Origin of the sequence: Flavobacterium sp. UGB4466, from assembly GCF_903469665.1 — a bacterium.
GTDB lineage: Bacteria > Bacteroidota > Bacteroidia > Flavobacteriales > Flavobacteriaceae > Flavobacterium > Flavobacterium lipolyticum.
On sequence record NZ_CAGKLC010000011.1, the window covers coordinates 49,239 to 74,354 of the forward strand.

Sequence of the window (25,116 nt, forward strand, 5' to 3'; positions counted from 1 at the left end):
TATGATTTTTTAAATCATCAACACAAACAAATATCTAGCAGCATATGAAACGAATAGTTCTCTTTTTTTTGTGTACAATAGGTCTGTCGGCCAGTGCACAAGTCACACGTTTAACCTTAAAAGACGCGCTTACTTATGCGCTTCAAAATAAAGCCGATGCTAAAAAGGCGAAACTTCAGGTTGAAAACAGTGAATACAAAATACAGGAAATACGCTCAAGAGCTTTGCCTCAAATTTCGGCAAATGGAAATTTAACACACAATCCGATCATTCAGACTACCGTAATTGATGGTGCAGGATTTGGTGCACCGGGGACTACGATTCAGGCAGCATTTGGTCAGAAATGGGTTTCGACTGCCGGAGTTTCTTTAACACAGACCATTTTTGATCAGTCTGTTTTTACAGGATTAAGAGCGGCAAGATCTACCCGTGAGTTCTATCAGATCAACGATCAGTTAACAGAAGAGCAGGTTATTGAAAGAGTAGCCAATAACTACTATTCTGTTTACGTACAAAAAGAGAGACTTACTTTATTAGACAGTAATTATGTGAATACTACTAAAGTTCGTGATATCGTAAAAGGACAGTTTGACAATGGTCTGGCTAAAAAGATTGATTTAGATCGTATCATCGTAAAAATGTCAAACATTGATACAGAACGTCAGCAAATCAAAAATCAGATTACGTTACAGGAAAACGCTTTGAAGTTTTATATGGGAATGCCAATTGAAACTCAAATTGATTTGCCAAAAGAAGAGTTTGAAGTGGTACCTGCTGCCTTGACAGAACAGCCAAATACTGCAAACAGAACAGAGTACCTGCTTTTGAAAAAACAACAGGAACTTTTAGTATTCAATAAAAAAGCGGTTGAAGCAGGATATTATCCAACACTTTCCTTAACTGCTGGGTATAACTATATTGGTCAGGGGCCTCAAATGCCCTGGTTTGCAAAACCTTCTCAGGGAGTGTACTGGTCCGATTTCTCTGCAATTGCCTTAAACTTACATGTGCCGATTTTTACAGGTTTCGGAACTCGTGCAAAAGTAAGACAGGCCGATGTTGAGCTAAGATCACTTGAGGAAGATATCAAGGATACCAAACTTTCACTTGATCTGGACTATAAAAATGCGATGGCACAAATCGATAACAACCTTGTGACGATCACCAATCAAAAAGAAAATATGCGCTTAGCGACAGAAATCTTAAGCAATACAAAAAACAATTACCTTCAGGGATTGGCCTCTTTAACAGACTTGTTAGATGCAGAAAATGCCTCTCTTGAAGCACAAAATAATTATACCAGAGCAGTTTTAAATTATAAAATTGCCGAAGTAGCATTAATCAAATCAAAAGGCGAACTTAAAACTCTTATTAAATAACTAGAAGTACAATGAAGAAAACTATTATAACAATCGTAATCATAATCGCATCTCTGGGCGTGATTGGATATATCTTAAATAAAAATAAGAAAGAGAACAAGGAAAAGACAGATATCGTAGCAGAAAAGAATGCTGCAGTTTCAGTAAAAGTATCTCCGGTTAAAACAGAAGAAGTTTCACTTGATTTCGTAGCAAACGGAAACTTCCAACCGACCCAGCAGTTGACATTCTCTGCTGAGAAATCAGGAAAAGTAATCAGTGTTCTGGCTAAAGAAGGAGACTACGTAAGAGTGGGGCAAACTTTATTAACAATGAGAGGAGATGTTATCAATGTTGATGCTCAGACTGCAGAAGCGGCTTATCAAAATGCAAAATCAGATTACATCAGATATGAAAATGCTTTTAAAACCGGAGGAGTTACCAAGCAGCAGGTAGACCAGGCAAAACTGGCTTTAACTAATGCACAGTCGCATTTGACACAAGCAAAAATCAATGTTGGTGATACCAGAGTAAAAGCTCCAATTAGCGGTTTTATCAATAAAAAATACATCGAGCCGGGATCTATCTTAACCGGAATGCCTGCAACAGCATTGTTTGATATTGTTAACGTTTCTAAATTAAAATTAGTAGTTACCGTAAACGAAAATCAGGTAGCGAGTTTAAAAACAGGAGATCATATTAACGTAACAGCAAGTGTTTATCCGGATAAAAACTTCTCTGGAAAAATTACTTTCATTGCTGCAAAAGCGGATGAATCTTTGAACTTCCCGGTTGAAATCGAAATTACAAATAACGTAAACAACGACCTGAAAGCTGGTATGTACGGAACTGCAAACTTTGCATCGAAACAACAAAAACAACACCTTATGGTTGTACCTAGAAATGCATTCGTAGGAAGTGTGAGCAGTAACCAAATTTTCGTAGTAGAAAAAGGTATTGCAAAATTAAGAAAAGTAACTGCCGGAAGAATTTTGGGTGATAAAGTAGAAATCATCAACGGATTAACTGATGGAGAAACTGTAATTGTAACGGGTCAAATCAACCTGCAAGACGGTAACACAGTAGAAATTATTAAATAATTATTGGCTTTAAGCCTTAAGCAATACGCTTTAAGCCGTTTAACAAGAGCCTAAAGCCTATAGCTTACAGCCTATAGCATAAAGCAAAATATATGAAATTAGCCGAAATATCCATCACACGTCCGTCGTTGGTAATTGTACTCTTTACAATTCTGACATTAGGTGGACTGTTCAGCTACAGCCAGTTAGGTTATGAGCTGATCCCAAAATTTGAACAAAACGTTATTACCATTTCTACCATATACCCGGGAGCTTCTCCAAGTGAGGTAGAAAATACAGTAACCAAGAAAATTGAAGATGCGATCGCATCCTTAGAGAACGTTAAGAAAATTGACTCGAAATCGTACGAGAGTTTATCCATCGTTTCGATTACACTAACATCTGAAGCAAAAGTCGATTTCTCTCTGAATGATGCACAGCGAAAAATAAACGCGATTATTAGTGATTTACCGGAAGACGTAAAAACACCGGCACTAACGAAATTCTCGCTAAGTGATTTACCCATCATGACACTTGGTGCCAACGGAAAAATGGATGAGGCAGAATTTTATGACTTAATTGACAAAAAAATTGCTCCTATCTTATCCCGTGTACAAGGTGTGGCTCAGGTAAATATTATTGGTGGTTCAGAGCGTGAAATTCAGGTAAACCTTGACGCTTTAAAAATGCAGGGTTACGGACTATCTGTTCCGCAGGTGCAACAAAACATTTTGACTTCGAATCTGGATTTCCCCACAGGAAACATCCAGACTCGTGATCAAAAAATATTAATTCGTTTAGCAGGTAAATACAAAAGTGTTGAAGAATTAAGAAACCTGGTAGTTTCTTCTCAAAACGGAATTCAGGTTCGTTTAAAAGATATTGCCGATGTACAGGATACTCAAAAGATTGCTGAAAAAATATCACGTGTAGATCAGAAAAGTGCGATCGTTTTGCAAATTGTAAAGCAATCAGATGCAAATGCGGTTGCGGTAAGTGAGCATTTATTAAAGACAATTGCTACTCTTGAAAAAGATTATAAAGTAAACCAGTTAAAACTGGAAGTAGCAAAGGATAGTACCGTTTTTACTTTAGAGGCGGCAGACTCTGTAGTACACGATTTATTAATTGCGGTAGTACTGGTAGCTTTCGTAATGTTGTTCTTCCTTCATAGTATCAGAAACTCGCTGATTGTAATGGTGTCGATTCCGGCCTCTTTGATTGCTACTTTTATCGGTATTTATTTAATGGGATATACTCTGAACTTAATGAGTTTATTAGGATTATCTCTTGTAGTTGGTATTCTGGTGGATGATGCGATTGTGGTACTGGAGAACATCTACAGACACATGGAAATGGGTAAAAGCCGAATTCGTGCTTCGTATGACGGAACAGCCGAAATTGGAGGAACTGTAACTTCGATTACCTTAGTAATTGTGGTGGTATTCCTTCCAATTGCGATGAGCTCCGGATTAGTATCGAATATCATTACACAATTCTGTGTGACGGTAATCATTTCAACGATGTTGTCGCTTTTAGCTTCTTTTACCATCATTCCTTGGTTGTCTTCTCGTTATGGTAAATTAGAGCATATTGAAGGAAAGAATTTATTTGGAAGAATCATTCTTGGCTTCGAAAGTTATTTAACACGTTTTACGGACTGGGTTTCTCATTTATTAACCTGGTGTCTGGATCATTATATAAAAACATTTGCAGTAGTAATTGTATTGTTCTTTGCTTCAACAGTTGGTTTAATGGCAGGGGGGTTCATCGGAGGAGAGTTCTTTGCTTCTTCTGATAGTGGGGAGTTCTTAGTTCAAATCGAAATGCCGAAAGACGCTTCGTTAGAGCAAACCAACTTCATGACTCAGAAAGCAGAAGCTTATTTGAAAGGACAAGAATATGTTCACAGCCAGATTACAACGGTAGGACAAACCAGTGAAGGTTTTGGAGCATCACAGGCAACGGCTTACAAAGCGGAGATCGACGTAAAAATGATCGAACAAAAAGACCGTACCGACGATGCTAACGTTTATGCAGCAAAAATCAAACGAAAGTTAGAAAAAGTATTAGTTGGTGCTAAAGTAAAAACCGTTCCGGTAGGTATCCTAGGAACAGCCGAAGATGCTACATTAGGATTGATCGTAACAGGTCCGTCAACAGAAAGTGCTATGGCATTTGCTAAATTGGCAGAAGCAGAATTACGTACGATTCCGGGAACAACAGAGATTAAATTAACGGTTGAGGACGGAAACCCGGAGATCAACGTTAAAGTAGATCGTGATAAAATGGCAGCGTTGGGTTTAACACTTCAAACCGTTGGTTTAACCATGCAGACTGCTTTTAGTGGAAATACAGACGGTAAATACAGAGCTGGTGAATACGAATACGATATCAACATCAGATACAATGCCTTCGACAGAAAAAGTATTACTGACGTTAGTAACCTGATTTTTGTTAATGCAGCTGGTCAACAAATTAAATTGTCGCAGTTTGCAGACATTACAGAAGGTTCAGGACCTAGCCAGTTAGAGCGAAGAGACAAATCGGCTTCGGTAACGGTTAAAGGACAAAACGTTGGAGTACCATCAGGAACAATTGTTCAGCAATGGCAAGTGAAATTAGACAAATTGAAAAAACCAGCCGGTGTAAACTACATCTGGGGTGGTGACCAGGAGAACCAATCAGAAGGATTTGGTACTTTAGGAATCGCTTTATTGGCCGCTATTATCTTGGTTTACTTGGTAATGGTTGGACTTTATGACAGTTTTGTTCACCCGTTTGTCGTGTTATTTGCTATCCCGCTTTCGTTTATCGGTGCGATGTTAGCCTTGGCTTTGACCAACAACTCATTGAACATCTTTACGATTTTGGGGATCATCATGTTGATCGGTCTGGTGTGTAAGAATGCGATCATGTTGGTCGATTATACGAACCAGAGAAGAGCGGCAGGGGAATCCATTCGTACCGCATTAATCCAGGCCAACCACGCTCGTTTGCGTCCAATTTTGATGACCACTATTGCGATGGTATTCGGTATGTTCCCAATTGCATTAGCATCAGGAGCAGGAGCTGAGTGGAAAAACGGTTTGGCATGGGTAATTATCGGAGGATTGATTTCGTCTTTATTCCTTACCTTAATTGTGGTTCCGGTTATTTATAATATCATGGAGAAAATTATTTATAAATTCTCTAAAGGAGAAAAAATCAACTACGAAGCTGAAATGTTCGCGGATTATACGCCAACAGAATTAAGTGAAGATGGTTTTAATCCTAAACATACCCATTAATAGTTTTGATTTTTAATAGCGAAATTCTATAGCCCGAACTTGGAATTTCAATGAAAGATCCCAGATTCCTTTACTAAAATTGGAATTTGGGATTTTTTATGGTTTAAGAGCTGTTAGCTGTTGATAAAAAATTGATCAGGGAGAACGTTCATAAAAAAATCTTTTGGATGTGATTCAAAAAAAATTTTTCAGCACATAGAAACATAGATTTTTAACAAACGATAAAGAATACTTAAAAGAAATACATTTCTTTCATTCCGATGCATCGGGAAGTTTTATTTGAAGTGAAATGCCTAGTTTTCAATTAAAAAAAGCTATGTTTCTATGTGTTAAAAAAAGTTAGCCCCAACGGTTTAAATAAGAACTTTTTTGATGTGCTGGTTTTCTATAGCCGAGTGTATTTTAGTTGAGATCTCGTTATAATCGGGGTTGTAGTTGTCCCATATTTTCCAGACATCGTCTCTTTTTTTAATGAAATAAGTCTGTCTGTTCACCTTATTCAGTACAATTGTAGTAACGTCATTTTCGTTTTTCCATTCCAGATTCCAAAACTCCTTCACCGTAAGAATTGCGATATTTTCTTCCAGACTTGAAATCTTAAAATCATAAAGCTCAAAATTAGACCGATTATCTTCACAGTTTAAATGATATTTTAAAGTCGAATAATTTTCAAAAAGATCCTTGATCCTTTTTGCAAAAGGTCCTTCTTTGAATACAAAATCGCATAATCCCTCCATACTAACGACTGGTAATTTTTGTAAAGAATTAAACTCTTCCTGACAATAATCGCTAATCAGTTTTTCAAAAAAGGCACCCGATTCCATTTTATTTTCAGACTGTAAAGTTTTTACAGCGTCTGTCGCTTCATCGTTCAGAAAATGGTTTAAAGAAGGATAGCCGATAAAAATAGCCAGTTTGTCCAGACTCTTTAAAAACCGCAAATCAGAGTTTTTGGTTTTAGAAGAGTCATTGGTGAAAATCCTTTGCAAGGTCATGCTCGAGATCGAACATCCAAGCTCATTTCTTTTGGAGCCCTGCATAAATTCCGATTTCTCTAAAACATCAGAGATTATTTCCGAAAGGATAATGTAGTGCGCTCTTTTCCAATCTGTAACACCAGAGAGCGTACTGTTTTGTATGATTGGATGTGATTGTATGCCCTTTATTAATTTTTCTATTATGATTTCCATAGGCGAATTTTTTAATAATTGACGTTCGTTTTGACGATAATTAAATACAATTCCTGTTAATTAAATCCTGATTATAGATTTGTGTGTAAGATAAGTTATTGTTGTGATCTTTTTAGTGTTAATGTTCTGCTAAAATTAATAATAAATTCGTTAAATAATTTAACAAATTAAAAATTAACAACAAAACCCAAAAGAATTATGAAAAAACTATTTACCAAATTTTCGATTAAAAAACTGGCACTTGTACTGCTGGCATTGCTTGCCTTATACTCTTGTGAGAAAGGAAATGACCAGGCTGATGCCGTTGCTCAGGACAAATTAATGGACGGTAATGTCGATCTTTTAGACAAAGGAAGATACGGACTTGCTCAGATGCCGGATGCCTATTTAAAAAGTATTGAATTTTTAACTCCCGTTGATTATCGTGCGAGAATTGCGGAGTTACGACCAGATTTAGTGACAAGCACGCAAAAAATGTCTTTGACGGCTAAAGTTGCGGCCGCAAAAAACTTACCGACTCCACCGGTTGGAGATCAGGGAAGCGAAGGTTCCTGCGTAGGCTGGGGAGTGGGTTATGCGGCACACAGTATTGCCCGGTACCTTAATAATTCAGTACATCAAAGCAATTGGAGCGGGGCTTCAAGAAGTGCGGCTTATATTTACAATCAGATAAAACTGGGGAATTGCGGAGCAGGTTCTTACCCGAATGATGCCATGAATTTGATCAAAAATCAGGGAGAATGTTCAGAGGCTCAAATGCCTTACATTGCCGGAGGATGTAATACTCAGCCTTCAGCTCAGCAAAAAACGTGGGCTGCCGCCAGAAAAACGGGAGGATGGTTTAATGTGAATCCAAGAAGTACAGCTGATATCAAGTATTATCTGAATCAAAATTATGCTGTTGCAGTGTGTTTTGATGTCAATCAGAGTTTTTATGATATCCGTAATAACAACCATGTTTGGTCCAGTCTTTACGGCAGCAGACAAGGAGGTCACTGTGTTTGTATCATAGGATATGACGATGCTACCGGACTTTTTAAAGTACAAAATTCCTGGGGAGCAGGTTGGGGACGCAGCGGGTTCTTTTATGTAACGTACAACAATATTGCTAACGGTGCTTTCAATTGGGCAGGATGTATTATTCCAAATCCCGGAGCGAATTCTTAACGGTACAATTAATTCAAGCCATTGGTTGTAATCGATTTAAACACATAGGAACATAGATGTAGTTGTCTCAAAAAGGCGCTTCACTAATTTTTAAAAATACATCAGCTATGTGAGAGAAAAATATTTCTCTGTAGTATTCTTTTTAGGCGAAATGACTATGTTTCTATGTGTTGAATATTATTTTTTTTGAATTGCACTTAATGGGATAACTCAATTAAAAAAGGAGACGGTCTAAATCAGACAGTCTCCTTTTGTTTTATAGAAAGTGATGAGCTTTTGGTGGTTTTATTTCTTCACTATTTTAATGGTTTTGATTTGTCCTTCAGCTTTTACTTTAAGGAAATAAAATCCTGTAGCCACATTGGATAAATCAATTTCAGATTGTGTATGGTTTATGCTCTTCGTTAAAATAGTCTTTCCGGAAACCGAGATTAATTCAATTTCATCAATAACCGAAGGGTTCTGTATCGATAAGTTGTGTTGAACTGGATTTGGATAAAATCTGAAATCCTGCAGCACAAAATCAGGTGTCGCAAGCGATCCGTTTACTTTTGCCGTAACGGCAAGACGTTCCGTACTTTCGATTCCGTCTATGGTTTGAGAGGCATAATACGTAACGCCGTCCACTAAAATAGTGTTCGGTGGCAAAGGAGTTTCTGAAGTTTTACTTGTTTTACCTGTTGAAAGGCCTTTAGTGCTGTACCATTTTATGTTCTGACCTTCAATAACAAGATCTCCTAAAGTTTGGCCTGGTTTAAAATCGATTGTTATTGTTTTTTTTCCGCCTATTAAAGGTGCAGGAGGATCTATGGTAACATGAATTAATGCAATACATCCCATAGCGTCTCTTGCAGACACCTGATACATCCCGTAGTTGAAAACTGTAAAAGTGTTGCTTGACTGAAAAGTGTTTAAATCTAATGAATATTGATACGGTGCAGTGCCACCGGTTGCGGTAACAGTTATATTTTGATTGTCGATTGTTGCCGAAATCGCTATAGGAATTGGTGCTTGCAGTATTAAATTGATTGTTTCTGTACAATTATTAGTATCTCTTACAGTTATGGCGTAAACACCCGCATTTAAATTCATAAAGTTATTGCTTGTCTGGTAAGGACTTCCATTTATGGAATATGTATATGGTGCTTGTCCACCTATAGCATTTGCCATGATTGCTCCGTTTGAAACGCAGGATACTGAGGAAGTAACTACTGCAGTAAGATGTAATGGATTTGGAGCTACAATCGTTGTTACAAAAGTATAGATAGCATTATTAGCATCACGCACTTTTATGCTATAGCTGCCCGGAGAAACTGTAAAAGTATTGGAGAGGTTATAAGTTACACCATTATCCATTGAATATTGATAAGGAAAGACACCTCCCGATGCCGTTACGGTTATTGTTCCCATTGGATTATTACAACCTGGCTGAATAACAGTAGCCACAGCTAAAAGCGGATAAGGAGCCGAAATGGTTACCTGATTTTGTAACGAAGAACAGCCTTTAGCATCTTTAACAATCACACTATAAGTTCCGGGAGCAAGATTATTAAAGGTATTTGCGCTTTGCGCCGGAACTATGATTGTATTATTGCTGTTCAAAAGGGTGTAAGTATAAGGAGCTGTACCTCCAGTCGCATTTACGATTAGAGCTCCGTCGTTACTGGTTGCAGTTGTTGCATTTATAATGATTAATGTACTATCAGGAGTAGTACGGGGGGCTATCGTAGCGTTTACTGCTGCGATACAGCCATTGCTGTCTTTGGCCTTTAAGGTATATGTCCCGGGAGTTAAAGTGAAAGTATTCGATGCTAAAAATGTATTAGATTCGTTAAAAGAATAGGTGTAAGGCGGTTGTCCTCCGATTGCTGTAATGGTTGCAATATCAAAATCATTACAATTTTGAGCCTGATTAATGGCTACATTTGCCACGAAAGAAACCGGTGCTTCTATAGTGAATACGGTACTAAAGCTGCATCCATTTGCATCTCTGACTTCCAGAATATAATTTCCTGGATTTACACCCGTATAGAAAGAACTAGATTGAAAAGGAAGACCGTTTAAGGAATATTGATACGGAACTGTACCGCCAACGGCATTAATAACTACATCACTTACAAGGGAATAGCAATTTGTAATGGGCGTATGAGCGACAGTCGCTGTTAAAGGAACAGGCTGTTCCAGCGTTATAGCATTTACAAGTGCAGTACAATTTAAAGTATCTTTTACCAGAATAGAATAAGTACCTGCAATTAAATTAGTAAAAACGGGATTGGAAGTATAGGTAACTCCATTGTCTATCGAATATTGATAAGATCCGTTACCACCTGAAGCGATAACATCTATAGTGCCATTACTAAGGCAGTCTATTGTTTTGGTAATGGCAGCTGTAGCAGTTAAAGGGTTTGCAGGACTTATAACAGCAGTTATAGAAGCTGTAGTAGCTTGTGAATCTTTAACTTTTATGAGATAACTTCCTGCAATAAGATTACTAAAAACATTTGAAGAAGTATAACTATTCCCGTTGTCTATGGAATATTCATAAGGTGGCGTTCCTCCGGTTGCAGTAACAATAATTGTTCCGTTAGAATTATTACAGTCCATAGGAGTTATTTCAGCTGAAGCGGAAAGAACAGGTGACGGAGAAATTTCTAAATAATCTGATTGAAAATAACAGCCGTTTGCATCGATAGTTCGAACCTTATAAATTCGTGCAGGCAGATTATTAAAAGTATTAGAGTTCTGAGGATCTACCACAACTACATTATTACTTTCTAAAGAGTACCTGTAAGGCGGTGTTCCACCTGTTGCCAATGCAGTAATCGAGTTACCATTAACAGCAAGTGTTGTTTGTATTAAAGTAGGTTCTGATAATGTGACAGATACAATAGCCTGGCAGCCATTTTTGTCTAAAACCTTTATGGTGTGAGTTCCCGAGTGAACATTTTTAAAAGTATCACTAGTCTGAAATGGGCCGTTGTCAAGAGCGTAGGTATAAGGGGACTGTCCCTGAGTTACATTTGCTTTTATTATACCATCAGCAGAACTATTACAACTTATTTGTGAGACAATTTCAGCTGAAACCAATACTGGTTTTGCACCAGATATAGTAATCAGAGCGCTAGTCCTGGAACCATTTGAATCCCGAACCGTTACGCCATAGCTCCCGGCATTTAAATTAGAAAAGACATTTGAATCTATAAACTTCTCCGGATTAGACATGGAATACTGATAAGGAGCTGAGCCTCCGTTTGGTGTTACCGTTAAAGTAGCTTTTGAATCCGTACAGGTTATAAGAGTCGAAGTAGCGCTTGCCGTAAATGGAATCGATTCGGAAATAATGATATTTGAGAATAGAACTTGGCCGCCTTTTGCGTCTGATACGATTATGTCGTAGGAACCATTGATCAGGTTTGTAAATACATTTGACTGAGTTGTAGTTAATGGAAATCCCGAAGACTTCTGAAGCATATAATTATAAGGTGTGATACCCCCACTGGTAGTAATGGTAACGGTACCTTTGTCGACCACATAAGAAGAAACAAGCGGGGTAGGCTCTACTACTGTTATAGGAATACTTACCGTACATTTATTAGGGTCTTTTATAGAAATAGTGTGATTACCATAAGTTACCATTCCAAAAATTCTCGAATCCTGATAACTACCTCCATCAAGGGCGTATTGATATTTTCCATAACCTCCGCTTGCATTAACGGTTACAGTTCTGTAAAAATAGGTAATTTCGGCAGTTATCGGAGCAGGATCTTCTAATAGTACTGTTGTCGAAACAATACAGCCGTTAGCATCTTTTGCAGATAAAGTGTAATTCCCTGCGGCCAAATTTTCAAATACGCTATAAGAAGTATAAGGTCCTCCGTTTATGGAATAAAAAACAGGCGATTTTCCGTTATTTGTCATTCCCGTAATTGAACCATTAGAGTCTCCATGACACAATATTCTTTGTTGTGTTGTCGTTATTTCGGGTATTTTTATTGGATTTATAGTGGCAGTTGCGGAAACTAAAGCATTTTGTGCATCAAGAACTTTTAAATTGTAAGTCCCCGCATTTAAATTAGAGAATACATTAGAATTACTATAAGTATTTCCATTATCCATTGAATATTGATAAGGAAAAGTTCCACCATTTGGAGTAATAGTAATCGTTCCGGTAGTAATGACGCACGTAATTGGAGTTACTGCTGCTGTCGTAGTAAGCGGTGTAGGTTCATTAAGGATATTAATTCCTTTTTGTGAAAGAATACACCCACGACTGTCTGTTACAATTGCTTCATACGATCCGGCTGCTAAACCTGTAAACGGATTAGTCGTCTTAGAAGGAATTAGTTTTCCATTGCTGTCTTTAAGGGAATAGTTATATGGGGCAGCACCACCGGAAACCATTAGATTTATTTTTCCCTCATTCGTAGCATTGCTGTCATTTGTTATAATTGGGTTTATAGTTATAGCAGGATTAATAAGAGGCATAGTTAAACTAAAAAAGATAGTACATCCGGTTGCATCCTTTATTTTTACCGTATAGTTTCCAACGCTTAAATTTTTGAAAACATCCATCGTTGTAAACTCATTTCCAATAGAATATAGGTAAGGAGCTTTTCCCCCTGTCCCGGTAACTTGAAAAGTACCGTCGTTTCCTCCCGAACATGTAACGCCTGTCCTGTAGTTAACCAACCATGACAATGGTTTTAAAGATTCTACCACTATTGTTTTTGAAGCGACACAGCCATTACCATCCCGAACATATACAGTCTGATTTCCGGGGCTTGGATTGATAACAGCATTGTTTTGCGTATAAGTAACTCCAAAATGTGAATATTCATAATTAGAATTCCCCCCACTTCCTGAAATGACTATTCTTGGAACACAATTTACATATTCAACTTTTGCTTCAGCCGTTAAGAGGGGAGGTTCTGTGATCTGAACAACTTGAGTCATCGAAGTACAGCCTAAGGCATCTTTTAGGGTTATCGTATGAGGGCCAGGTGACAAATTGGTAAAGGTACCTACAGGATTACCAGTATAAACCGTAAAAGGACCTCTATCCAGACTATAAGTGTAAGGTGCTTTACCTCCTGATGGCAAGATAGTTATGATGCCATTATTTTGTCCGAAACAGCTGATAGCTGTTGTAAGAGGAGTAAAGTTTATCTGATCATATACTTTTATATTAAAGTAATTAGTCGTTACACTTCCATTGTTATCTATTCTGGCGTAAATAGTTCTGGAACTTTCTGCACTGGTATAATTTGCCGGATTTGCAATAGTATTTAAGTTGTCAGTTGCATCTGCAAGGCTTAAATGATAACTAACCGTTGTTTCGGCAGGGTTTAAATTACCAATTAAAAGTGTTTTTTGAGTAGTTAAATTAAAGGAAGTATCCCCGTAACAATGCTCGATTTCACTGACCTGAGCATAAAAATAATTAGAAAACAGTAAAATAAAAAAAAGTAGAGTTTTTTTCATACGTATCGGTTTGTTAAAATAGGCAAACAAATATATACAAAAAAACGTACTAAAACTCTAGTGTTGAGATTTGGAATTTAAAATTTGTAATCGATTATTTCAAGTACAAATAATGATTGTAATAATCGATAATTGCTTTACCTTCAAGCAGAACATCGGCACCAATAATGCCATGAACCGGTTTTGCTTTGTAAGATTCCAGAGCTTCATTGACATGGGAGAGATCAAAAATTACCAGACTAAAATCGTGGTTTTTCCAACTTCCAAGCTGTAGGCGATTGTGCTTTGAAATTTGGGTTAACATTCCCGTTCCTCCGGCACCCGAAGCTTTAGTTTTAGACTTTTTTGCCGTCAGTTCAAAACGTTCAATACTTTCAAATCCTACACAGGAATTAGAGGCACCGGTATCTAAAATAAAATTTCCCGAAACACCGTTGATTTTTGCCTTAATCGATAAATGCTGCGTTTTGGTGACCTTGAATTTTATTTTTCTGTATTTCTCTTTTTTGAGAACCTCGTGAAGATTTTCCATTTTCGATTGTGATTGAAAACCAAAAATAAACCAATTACCCCCAATAAACTAATGATATAAAAGATATAATTTGTCGGTTGTTTCTCTGTTTGGATAGCACCATAGTATACAAATGAACTCCAGTAATACGGAGATTTTTTAGCATTCGAAATGGACTTGTCCTCTAAAAAAGCACGTTTTGCATTCGTATTGGCCTCCGCATAGGATTGCCCTTTTTTGATGTTTTCATAAAAATCAGTCATAAAAACAGAGGTCGTGTAATCATTCACTTTCCATAACGAAAACAATAAATTCTGAGCTCCTGCAAATTGAAATCCTCTGGCCACGCTCATGGCACCTTCGCCTTTGTACAATTTACCGATTCCGGTTTCGCAGGCGCTCAAAACTACTAAATCAGGATTGACATTCAGATGGTATAATTCAGAATATAAAATTTCCTGATCGTAAAATTTAATGCTCGCAGGAGTTTCAATATCACCCGAAGAAGCGTGAGTGCTCAAATGTAAAATCGAATAATGGTTTGCATCATTCTTGAAATTAGAGAAAGTAGCTTTTGAATTTTCCAGATATTTTCCTTTAAAATTACTTCTAATGGCCTCTAGTTCCTTTTTAGAGTAATCCAATTCAAAAGAAGTATTTTCGAAAACCGGGAAAACGCCCAAAATAGTATTTTCTGAATTTGAAACGGGCTTAGGGTTAAGATACAGGTTTGCTGAAGTAGCATAAGTAATCCTGAAATCATTCAGTAAATAATACATCTTGGCAAAATTGGTGGTTTTTGAGTCATTTGTAATCAAAGCCTCAAAAGGTAAGAAGTTTAAAATGCCATCGGGAACAATGATGAGGTTTTGGTAAATAGTATTTCGCGGCATTTGCAATAAATCATATACTTTTTTACCATAGTAGCTGTATCCCGAAATATCGTTTGTAATAGCAGCTGAGGTATTAAAATAGTTTATAAATTTTACAATATTCAGCATGGCTGTATGTGCCGTGTAGAGACGATTGAGACTGATTCGGCTGTTCTGCAAGGTGAAATAATACAAATTTTCTGCTCCCATAAAGTAGTAAACCATAACCGCTTTGTCTTTTTCCAATTTCGAAAATAAGGTTTTTAGGTCAGTGATTTCAGGAAGTAAATCCGGGTTTTTAGATTGAATTTGCTTTAGAGAGAGCATCACTTCGTTCTGTTTTTGGATTGCTCTGTTGATGGTTGCAATATTGGCCAGACTGCCCTTTTGCTGTTCTTTTACAATAACATTGTTTAAATTTTGAAGCTGCTGTAAAAGTGATTTCTCCTCTGTTGTTGCCTTTTTGATATTCGATTGATAACTTTTTAAAACCCCGGATTTTGTTTTTTCGGCCAATTGAAAAGCCTTTTCCAGATATTCCGTTTTGTTTTCTTTTTGAAACAAACGATCATAAATCAAAAGGCATTTTTCGGTACGATTTCGGGAACGAATCTGGTTGATTATCCTGGAGTTTTCGTAAAGAGTAGTGTTCATCAATATTTCTTCGATATGAAGCGAAAGTTCGTAAGATTCTAATGCTTTTTTAAGCTGATTTTGACTCAGGAAAAGCTGAGCCTGTAAATCGAGGGCATCGATTAAAACCGTTTCGGCATACAATTGATTTTGATTTGGAAGAACATCCTGTGGCGTATAATTTGCGATTAAAAGTTTAAAAACGGCTTTAAGCTGTTTCGTGCTTTCAGCATATTTTCCTTCATCAAAAAGCAATAAGGCTTTTTCATAGTACAGCTTTGCTATTTTTCGGGTTTGTACATGAGGTGTTTGCAGTAGAAGCTTTTCTGCTTTCGCTAAATAAGAATTGGAAGCTTCAAATTGATGTCTTTGCCGATTTAGCATCGCCAGATTCCGGTAAGAATTAGACAAAGTCTCAGATTGATTTTTCTCGCTTTTCAAATAATTTACAGACGACTCAAAAGTGTTTTCAATTTTCTGATACAGTTCAGGACGCATTAAATCTCCAGTGAAACTTAGCAAGTAATTATTACCCAGATTATTTAGTGCGATTCCTTTCTGAGTATTAGACAGTTTCTCCGTTTTTAGGATTTGTTCCAATAAATCAATGGCCGGATTGAATTTGCCCGAGCTCTGATATACATTGGATAAATTTAGAATTGCAGCAAATTTTTGCTTTTGGGCATCCGGATAATTAGGAGTAGTGTTGACAATAAAGAAATACTGTTTTATGGTGTTTTCTGCGCTGTCGTAATCGCCCAAAACGGTATATAAATTGCCTAAGGGTTTCAGGCAGTATTCGATAATATCGTAATCTGAAAGTTTGTTTTTCTGATAAATCTGCCAGGCTTTTTCATAACTCGCAACGGCCTTTTCAGCTTTCCCAAATTGATTTTCATAATACGCTTTATTGCAGTTTAAAACCACAATAGCCAGTAATTCGTCTTTGGTTTTGGACTTCGGATTTTTCCAGAACACAGATTCTGTATTAGTGAGATCTTGTAACGTTTTGGGGGAAGGATTGGCAATAAAAGAGTCAATTGCCGTATATATTTGATCTTCCTGATTCTGTCCAAACAGAAAAAGAGTTGAGAAGAAAAATATGTAGCAGTATCGTTTTATCATTGTTTAAAATTTTCGCCACGAATTCACGAATTCTGGTCTTTTCTCAGAAATTCACAAAGAAGGTTTGCCACGAATTCACAAATTCTCAAGATTTTTTATTTGTTACTTTCTTTGATGCTTTATGTGTTTGTAAAAATTCGTGAATTCGTGGCAAAAAAAACTCAGTGTGTCTCCGTGAAAATTCTCTGTGCATCTCCGTGGCATAACTCCTAAAATATTCAAATTTAAAAAAAGGAAAATTAAAATATGTAAGCGATGTAGTATTACGAGTGTCCGTCTGAGCGAAGTCGAAGACCTTTATTGTCAGGAAGCCTTCGACTTCGCTCAGGGTGACATTCAGTGACGAACAAAAAACATTTAAAATTTCCAGATTCCATATTTTTGATAGCTTTTTTGTTTCACAAAATTTTCTCAGAGATTCGCAAAGAAGGTTAGCCACGAATTCACACGATTTTTTATTTGTTACTCCCTTTGATACGTTGTGTATTTGTGAAAATTTGTGGATTCGTGGAAAAAAAACTTAGTGTATCTCTGTGACAATCCTCTGTGACAATCCTCTGTGTACCTCCGTGGCATAACTCCTAAAACTTCCAGATTCCATAAAACTGAAAATAGTTGAAATTCTGTTCAAAATTAATCACATAACGTGCCCCAAAACTCGGTCCGATTCTGGCAAACCCGACTGTTAAATCGAATAGAACCCCCGTTTTTAAATTCCCAAAACCGTTCTTTATCGAATTGGATTCCGATCGGGTACTGATTAGAAACTGATCATTTCCACCTTCAAAGTTTTCCACTTTTTTCGTTTGATTCTGTTCTGATGAAACATCAAAATTGGCCTGGATTCCAGCTCCCACTCCGATATAATTGTTAAGGTTATACCGAATCAAAACCGGGATTTCCCAGTTTACATTTTTGTTTTCGGTTATCGTGGTGGTACGTTGCAATTGCTTCACGCCATTGGCACCAGCCACAGTCTGATCGATCACTGTTCGGCCGCTTTCGTATTTGTTCAGGGCGTTAATCCATTCTGCCTGCCAATAAAAACGATACGATTTAAAAGGCGAAATGGTCGCCCCAACAAAATAACTCGTCGATTTTTGCAGATCAGGATACAAATTATAACCTGCCTTCGCTCCAATTGAAATTCCGGGAAGGAATCGGGTTGTGGCGTAGTTGGTAATGATGGGCTCGTTTTTATCAAAAATAATAGCAGTTCGGCTTCGGGTTTTTACTTTATGAAAGTCCTCACCAAACTTCATCGAATACTTTACAAAACCCTTTGTACTGTCTTTTTCATGTACATTTTTCTGTTCGCTTCCGGGTAAGTAAATGTTTTTGAAGGTAAAAAAGATTTGATTCTTTTTGATAATGGTATCCAGGCAGCTTGTTGTTGGAACTTCATTTTTTGGACAGATGGGGCATTTGGGGTATAGGTCTTCAATCTGGAAGGTTTTTTTGTCGAACATATCCGGAATATCCGTTTCAAGTCTAATCATTCGGGCAGGGCCTTCACCGTTGTTTTGAAAACGTGTTTTAAAATTTACTCTTTTAAAACGAACCAGTCTGTAATTCATAAAACGCCCGTTGGATCCCATTTTGTTAGGATCGTGAGACGTTACGATTTCCATTTCCAGATTCTTGATTTTATGATTTTTATAACTTCGGTTCGGAACAAAAATACCGCGCATGGTAACCGTTGCACTAGTATCTTTGATCATTTCGGGAGTCGTTTTAAAAGTATAAAAAACATTTCGGGTTTCATTGGGATTGGCATCGTCAAACTCTAAAACCGAAACATTATGATAGGTTTTATGGGCGTCGAGTAAGGAAGCATCCAGGTCTTCTTCGCTGGTTGTATTTCTGTATTTTTTGGGTTTAAAAGTGTTTTCAGCAGAAGCAGTATAATTTTTAGAATCGTCCAGATCTCCTACAGAGGCAACGGTTTTTTCCTTTACTTCACGTTCGCTGGCGTAGGTTCTGTAATCAACCAGTTCGAAATTATTATTCTTAAATTGCTTCTCGTTATAAAACAAATACAGTTTTCCGCTGGAGACATAATTCTCCAGATTCTGATAACTCACTACGACTACCATTTGCTGTTCCGGAATCGGGTCACAGTTTTTTAAAATAGCGAATCCGTTTTGATCGGCTATAGAAGCAATGTCTTTATAATTGGTGTCGGTAAGGTCATTTACGGCTACTTTTTTCGGACGTGTTGCCGGAGGTTTTCCATTGTCGTAATTGTTGGTTACGGCAAGTCTGGTAGTATAGGTTCCTTTGTTTTTGTAGACATGTTTGGGTTCGGCTTCCTTGCTGTAATGTCCGTCACCGAGTTCCCACAAATAAGAATAACTGGGTTTTGGAGCACCGGCAATGGGAATCAAAGGCGGAGTTTCGGGTTTATAAGTAACCGCATTTCCATTCTGAATGAAAACAATATTGGCCCTTCGGGTTATGGTGTCTTTTACCTTCGTTTGTCCCATTGCAAGAATAGAAAATAGCATCAATAAAATAGACGATAGTGGTTTCATAACTAGAGGTTTTTAGCCCTGATGGGAGCGGCATCCTTTTGTCACGGGGTTCGGGACAAAAGATACAGCGGACAGCAGGATTAGCTTCTGAAAAGCATCAGAATTGATTTGAAAACTGGATTAAATGTAAAAAAAAGTGATGAGCAAATCATCACTTTTTCTTAAAAAGTATTTTGTAACTTACTGAATAGCATTGATTGCGGCTACCAATTGTGCTTCAGTTCCCACTGTTGTCTCCCCGAGTGTAAAGGTGTACACATCATTTGCAGCAACAGTTACTGCTTTAATCGCATATCGCCATTGGCCATTGTCTTCGGTTACAAAAATCACATGACATTTTAAGCCAATTGGAATTTGTCCGTAGTGCTCGCTAAACAATCCGGCAGGAGTATAAGTGTCTAATTTTGCAAGCGCATTAGTGCCTTCACCATCATAAGACAAATAAACCGCACTGTTGTTATTGTCATAACCATCAGGAGCATCAACCAAAAGAGTAGTCTTCGGTCTTGGGTCACTGTAAAAACGGTCAACATTTGTCCATCCAAAATTGCCAAAAGTCACAAAGTAATTGGTTCCTTCACCCTGAACGCCGCCTTTACCTCCGGTTCCGTCAGCATTTGGTTTAGGCTGTTCCCATGCCAGTTCCCCTTTCTCATCCATCTTACCGACCCATAAAGTCATAGCATTGTCGACACCATCTGTTAAAGCCGCAGGCACAATTAAATTCATAGAACAGGAACTTTTAAGTTCAACGCCACCCTGAGTAGCTCTGATGAAAAACTCTCCACCGGAAATCAATAGATTTTTCTTTCCGTCAGGCATAACCCCCATAGTAGGTTTGTTGGTAACCAACATCGTTCCTTTGTCAAAAAGTTCAATGTACTCAATTGCAACTGCCCCCGTTACCGCAACTCCATTTTTGGTAAGACAATCCCCGTTGATGCTTAGTTTTACTCCTTTGGCCGAAGTTACTGTTACCACGCCGGTTCCGGCAGTAATGGTAAAGTTTTGTGTGTTTTTTTTCACCCCTTGTTCACTTATGCTTTTAAAAGCAGTAGCCGAGGGTGGTAAAATAAGAGCATCGTCGCCGTCACTATTGTCGCAGCTTACAAAACTCATTGCCAGTAAAAATAAAAGTCCGATTTTTTTAAAATGTGTGTTCATGATTTCTAGTTTTTTATAAATCTGTCCTGATGATCAGGTGGTTTTCAGATTTCGGTTGTTAATTGTATTGGTATATCAATTTGGGTTTGATATTGTTACCCCTGTTTTTGTTTTTTCTGAGTTTATTCTGAAAGACACCTGTCTTCAAATAAATTGCCGTCTTCATCTACAGCAACAAGAATGCTTGTCTTTCGTGAAAGCGTTATTGTAAAATAGATCCATACTGTAATCCAGAGTCCGAATGTGATACAGGTCAGAAAGAGGTGCAGCGGATGATTGATTGCTTTTGGTTTTTTGGATAAAACCACATATGGAAGCTTTTCATTATGCTCCACAACCACAAATCCATTTCGTGTTTTGGCAGAAATCATCTGATGAAATTGATCCAAACTCTTTTCGTTTATAAATTGATAGGTTTCCATTTTCCTGATTTTTGATGGTTTTTAGATTCTTCTCTGAGACTATTTTAGGAGCTCTTTACTATTACATCAACTTGATTTGTTAATTGTTACCTTATGACATGAAATTTATTTCCAATTGTTTTTTAAATTAGCTACAAAATGATTCTTTATGGTTAAGAGTAAAATTCATCCCGATCAAATGTATATTGAAGGCATTGCTGCAAATAACTCTGCAGTCATTCAAAGCATTTACAAAAAATTCGTTCCCAAGGTGGTCATGTTTGTCATGAACAATTCCGGAGATAAGGAACATGCTCAGGATGTGGTTCAGGAAGTCATGATTTTACTTTTTAATCAGGCCAAAGCGAAGACATTGCAATTGACTTGTCCTTTTGACGCTTACTTTTTTTTATTGTGCAAAAGGAAATGGCTTAACGAACTTAAAAAAACATCCAATAAAGGGGTAACAATTAATGAGGATGCAGTATCTATGAATGAATCTGCTCTTGAATTAATTGGTCAAACCGAAGAATTTGATGAAAGACAACAGCTCTTTGATGTCATGTTTCAAAAATTGGGAGACAAATGTCAGGAGTTGTTAAAACTAAGTTTCACCACCAAAACCATGGAAGAAGTTGCAGCGAAACTCAATGTGACTTATGGGTATGTTCGTAAGAAAAAATCGTTGTGCGTAGGGCAATTGACACAGTGGATTCAGGAAGCCGGGAATTTTAAATCGTTAAAAAATAATTAGTCATGAACGAAGAACGTTACATATTATTCGATCAATATCTTCAGGGAGAAATGACTGTTGAGGAAAAAGATAGTTTTGAGAAACAATTGTCTGAGGATCATGAACTGGCTTCAGCCTTTGAAACTTTCAAAGAAGTGCAGTTGCAGCTCAAAAGTAAATTTGAACACGAAAGAGAGAGAGAAGCCTTTACGGCAAATCTGACGGAGATTTCAGAGAAACATTTCAATACAAATAAACCTAAAGTGGTTCAGATGCGCCCTTGGTATTTTGCAGCAGCGGCATCGATCGTTATTTTATTCGGATTGTTCTTTTTTGATTACAATCAGAATCCTGATTTTGAAGATTTTAATCATCCCGAAACCGCTTCTTTTGTCGAACGTGGGGATGCGGATGAAACGTTAAAACAAGCAGAAAAAGCATTCAACGAAAAGAATTATGAACTGGCAATTCCGTTTTTTGAAGAAATTTTAAAAGAGAATAAAACACCTGAAATACAATATTTTTATGGGGTTTCTTTACTGGAAGAAAGTGATTATAAAGAAGCAGAAGCAGTTTTTAATGAACTAAAATCAGGTTCTTCAGCTTACAAAGAAAAAGCCAAATGGAGTCTGGCACTGTCCAAATTAAAACAGAAAGATTACAATGCCTGCAGAGAAATCCTGCAGACCATTTCGCAGGATTATGAAAACTACGATGATGTTCAGGAGTTGCTGGACGAGTTAGATTGATTGTTTACTTAAAAGGGGAAAATTATTATACTTTCAAACCGGACAGGCTTTTAAAACCTGTCCGGTTTATTTATATAAAAAAGGTTTTTTACGTAAAGTCGTAAACAAATCCGGATTTTTAGTTTTACATTCGGCTGATTTTTTTTTTCAGAAAAATTTACCAAAAAACAATTTCAACCTAACCAGTTATTTACATGAACAAAATTACTTTAGTTCTACTTATTGTATGCACTCAAACGATCTTTGGCTCTGCCAAAATCACAGAAACCGAAAAACTTACTGCGACCTGCAAAGTTTGGGGATTCTTAAAATATTATCACCCAAAAATTGGCAGTGGACAAGTGAATTGGGATAGTCAGCTTTTAGAAAAATTACCATTAATAGAAAAAGCGCAAACTAAAGAAGAGTTTTCACTAATTCTCGAAAACTGGATTGATGATTTAGGAGAAGTTAAAATGGTTGCGCCAATTGTAATCCCAAAAGAGGTTGAATTCTTCGATAAAAATTTTGACTTAAGCTGGTTTAATAATAAGCTGTTTTCTAAAAAACTTTCCAAAAAATTGAAGTTTATCGAAAATAACAGATTTCAAAGCAATGAGGAATTTGATTATAATTTTGATAGTTTTAAATATCTGAAAAACTATTTCGATCTGGATTACACCAATAAAAGTTCTCGAATACTAATGTTGTTTGCCTATTGGAATGTGATAGAATATTATTTTCCCTATAAATATGTAATGGATCAAAAGTGGGATCTGAGTTTACAGCAGGTACTGCCACTTGTGCTTGAGGCTACAAAAGGAAATGAATTTTACATAGCACTTAAAAAACTGACAGCCAAGCTCAATGATAGTCATGTCGAAACAACAACGTACGGACCGGAAGTTGTCGGGAAAAGACCGGTTTACTTTCCTGCAACGGGTAGAATAATCGAAGAAAAGCTGGTTGTTACAGAGATATTAGGGGATAGTCTGGCTCAGGCAGACAATATAAAAATCGGAGATGTAATTACAAAAATAAAGGGTAAAACGATAAAAGAGTTAATTCAGGAGAATCAGGACTTAATCAGTGCTTCTAACGAGGCTAAGTTTTTAGATAAAGTTACGTTGCCTATTTTGAAAAGTTACGATGAAAATGTTGAGGTAGAATTTTTAAAAGACGGCCAGTACGAAACAAAATCAATGATTTGGTTTAATTACCATGATTCTCATCGAAATGAATTTAAAAAGGGAGCTATTAAAAAGAAAGAGAAGTTTAAACTGTTAGACAATAATATCGGTTATGTCGATATGGGCGTAATAAAGAATAGACATATTCCGGATATGATTGAAGCTCTGAAATCTACACAGGCAATTGTTTTTGATATGCGAAATTATCCCAATGAAACGTATGAATTAATCGCCAATTTTTTGAATCCTGCGGAAAAAAAATTCTGCGATTACACCATGCCCTATTTAAATTATCCGGGACGTTATACATGGAAAGAAGGGATAAAGTGCGGATTTGAAAATAAAGATAATTATAAAGGGAAAGTTGTAGTGTTGCTTAATGAGCAATCTATGAGTCAATCTGAATGGACAGCAATGTGTTTTCAAGCCGCAGGGAATACCATCATAATCGGAAGCCAGACCGCAGGAACAGATGGGAATGTATTTGATCTTGAATTTAAAGGATTTCATACCCGATATACCGGAATTGGGGTTTATTATACGGATCGACGTGAAACCCAGAGAATTGGGATTGTTCCGGACATTGAAGTCAAACCAACCATCAAAGGAATTCAGGAAGGTAAAGACGAAGTTTTGGATCGCGCATTACTGTTTGTTAAAACAGGGAAATAACTAACTATTTTATAATTATTCAAAACCTGTCGGGTTTACTTTTAGAAAAAATCCGTTTTTATCCGCGTTTTCGCGAAGTGAATCCGTAAAAATCCGCGTGCCATTTTTCCTCATTTTATTCAAATTGGGAAAGTTTTTAATATTATCGTAATTTTGGGCCATTAAAAATTATAACAATTGAATTTGAAGCCCATAATTACCGATACGCATACCCATTTATATTCTGAAGAATTTGATCAGGACCGCGACGAGATGATGCAGAGAGCTATAAATGCCGGAGTAACCCGTTTTTTTATTCCTGCGATTGATGCCGCTGCCACACAGTCGATGTACGATCTGGAACAAAATTATCCGGATTATGTATATTTAATGATGGGGTTGCATCCGACCTATGTGAAAGACAATTACGAAGAAGAGTTAAAACATGTAGAAACGGAGCTGGCCAAACGAAAGTTTTACGCTGTGGGTGAAATCGGAATCGATTTGTACTGGGATAAAACGCATCTAAAAGAGCAGCAAATTGCTTTTAAAAGACAAATTCAACTGGCAAAACAATACAAATTACCTATTGTAATTCACTGTCGTGAGGCTTTTGATGAAATTTTTGAAGTACTGGAAGAGGAAAAATCAGCGGATTTATTTGGAATTTTTCATTGCTTTTCAGGTACATACGAGCAGGCACTTCAGGCGCTGTCTTACAATATGAAGCTGGGAATTGGTGGAGTGGTAACTTTCAAGAACGGAAAAATCGATCAGTTTCTAAATCAGATCGATTTAAAACACATCGTTCTGGAAACCGATTCGCCTTATTTAGCTCCAATTCCATACCGTGGAAAGCGAAATGAAAGCAGTTATCTGGTAAATGTTATCGCCAAATTAGCCGATATATATGATGTTTCTGAGGCAGAAATTGCAGAGCGAACCACTCAGAATTCTAAAGACGTTTTTGGGATTTAACCCGTACCTTACAATAGTTTAATTTTTTTTT

15 protein-coding genes are annotated in these 25,116 nt (G+C 37.1%); 8 read left to right on the top strand and 7 right to left on the bottom strand.

What is annotated here, in order from left to right; all coding sequences use genetic code 11:
• The first annotated feature begins 44 nt into the window (after nt 1-44).
• The 3 genes from JO950_RS05115 to JO950_RS05125 all read left to right on the top strand — a co-directional run bounded on the left by JO950_RS05115 (nt 45) and on the right by JO950_RS05125 (nt 5,727).
• Entirely contained in the window at nt 45-1,379 is a 1,335-nt protein-coding gene (locus JO950_RS05115; RefSeq protein WP_202701618.1) for a TolC family protein, read from the top strand.
• Between the two features lie 11 nt (nt 1,380-1,390).
• Nucleotides 1,391-2,458: an efflux RND transporter periplasmic adaptor subunit gene (locus JO950_RS05120; RefSeq protein ID WP_202701619.1), complete on the top strand. Its 1,068-nt coding sequence runs from the start codon at nt 1,391-1,393 to the stop codon at nt 2,456-2,458.
• A gap of 92 nt (nt 2,459-2,550) precedes the next feature.
• Nucleotides 2,551-5,727 carry an efflux RND transporter permease subunit gene (locus JO950_RS05125; protein ID WP_202701620.1) on the top strand — a complete coding sequence of 1,059 codons (3,177 nt, stop codon included), beginning with the start codon at nt 2,551-2,553 and terminating at the stop codon, nt 5,725-5,727.
• Between the two features lie 353 nt (nt 5,728-6,080).
• Here the strand turns inward: JO950_RS05125 and JO950_RS05130 are convergent, their stop codons facing one another.
• Nucleotides 6,081-6,917, bottom strand: coding sequence for a hypothetical protein (locus tag JO950_RS05130; RefSeq protein ID WP_202701621.1), 837 nt, complete (start codon nt 6,915-6,917; stop codon nt 6,081-6,083).
• 198 nt (nt 6,918-7,115) lie between these two features.
• Between JO950_RS05130 and JO950_RS05135 the strand changes: the two genes are divergently transcribed.
• Complete coding sequence (locus JO950_RS05135; RefSeq protein ID WP_202701622.1) at nt 7,116-8,084, top strand: C1 family peptidase; 969 nt, start codon at nt 7,116-7,118, stop codon at nt 8,082-8,084.
• 285 nt (nt 8,085-8,369) lie between these two features.
• Here the strand turns inward: JO950_RS05135 and JO950_RS05140 are convergent, their stop codons facing one another.
• From JO950_RS05140 to JO950_RS05165, 6 genes are all read right to left on the bottom strand, one after another.
• Nucleotides 8,370-13,565 (bottom strand): T9SS type A sorting domain-containing protein, encoded by a 5,196-nt coding sequence (locus JO950_RS05140; RefSeq protein WP_202701623.1) that lies wholly within the window; start codon nt 13,563-13,565, stop codon nt 8,370-8,372.
• A gap of 94 nt (nt 13,566-13,659) precedes the next feature.
• Nucleotides 13,660-14,097: a retropepsin-like aspartic protease gene (locus tag JO950_RS05145; RefSeq protein ID WP_202701624.1), complete on the bottom strand. Its 438-nt coding sequence runs from the start codon at nt 14,095-14,097 to the stop codon at nt 13,660-13,662.
• Nucleotides 14,049-16,706, bottom strand: coding sequence for a CHAT domain-containing protein (locus JO950_RS05150; protein ID WP_202701625.1), 2,658 nt, complete (start codon nt 16,704-16,706; stop codon nt 14,049-14,051). Before JO950_RS05150 ends, JO950_RS05145 begins: the two co-directional genes overlap by 49 nt.
• Nucleotides 16,707-17,287: 581 nt before the next feature.
• A complete protein-coding gene (locus JO950_RS05155; protein WP_202701626.1) occupies nt 17,288-19,240 on the bottom strand; it encodes a PKD domain-containing protein in 1,953 nt (650 codons plus the stop codon).
• A 180-nt stretch (nt 19,241-19,420) separates the two neighbouring features.
• On the bottom strand, nt 19,421-20,404 hold the full coding sequence (locus JO950_RS05160; protein WP_202701627.1) for a hypothetical protein: 984 nt from the start codon (nt 20,402-20,404) through the stop codon (nt 19,421-19,423).
• Nucleotides 20,405-20,526: 122 nt separating this feature from the next.
• Nucleotides 20,527-20,826 (bottom strand): hypothetical protein, encoded by a 300-nt coding sequence (locus JO950_RS05165; RefSeq protein WP_202701628.1) that lies wholly within the window; start codon nt 20,824-20,826, stop codon nt 20,527-20,529.
• Nucleotides 20,827-20,974: 148 nt separating this feature from the next.
• On the opposite strand from JO950_RS05165, the gene JO950_RS05170 reads away from it, so the two are divergent.
• From JO950_RS05170 to JO950_RS05185, 4 genes are all read left to right on the top strand, one after another.
• Nucleotides 20,975-21,559 (top strand): RNA polymerase sigma factor, encoded by a 585-nt coding sequence (locus tag JO950_RS05170; protein ID WP_202701629.1) that lies wholly within the window; start codon nt 20,975-20,977, stop codon nt 21,557-21,559.
• Between the two features lie 2 nt (nt 21,560-21,561).
• Complete coding sequence (locus tag JO950_RS05175; RefSeq protein ID WP_202701630.1) at nt 21,562-22,287, top strand: tol-pal system YbgF family protein; 726 nt, start codon at nt 21,562-21,564, stop codon at nt 22,285-22,287.
• Between the two features lie 194 nt (nt 22,288-22,481).
• Nucleotides 22,482-24,128: a S41 family peptidase gene (locus JO950_RS05180; RefSeq protein WP_202701632.1), complete on the top strand. Its 1,647-nt coding sequence runs from the start codon at nt 22,482-22,484 to the stop codon at nt 24,126-24,128.
• Between the two features lie 177 nt (nt 24,129-24,305).
• On the top strand, nt 24,306-25,085 hold the full coding sequence (locus JO950_RS05185) for a TatD family hydrolase (RefSeq protein ID WP_202701634.1): 780 nt from the start codon (nt 24,306-24,308) through the stop codon (nt 25,083-25,085).
• Nucleotides 25,086-25,116 lie beyond the last annotated feature (31 nt).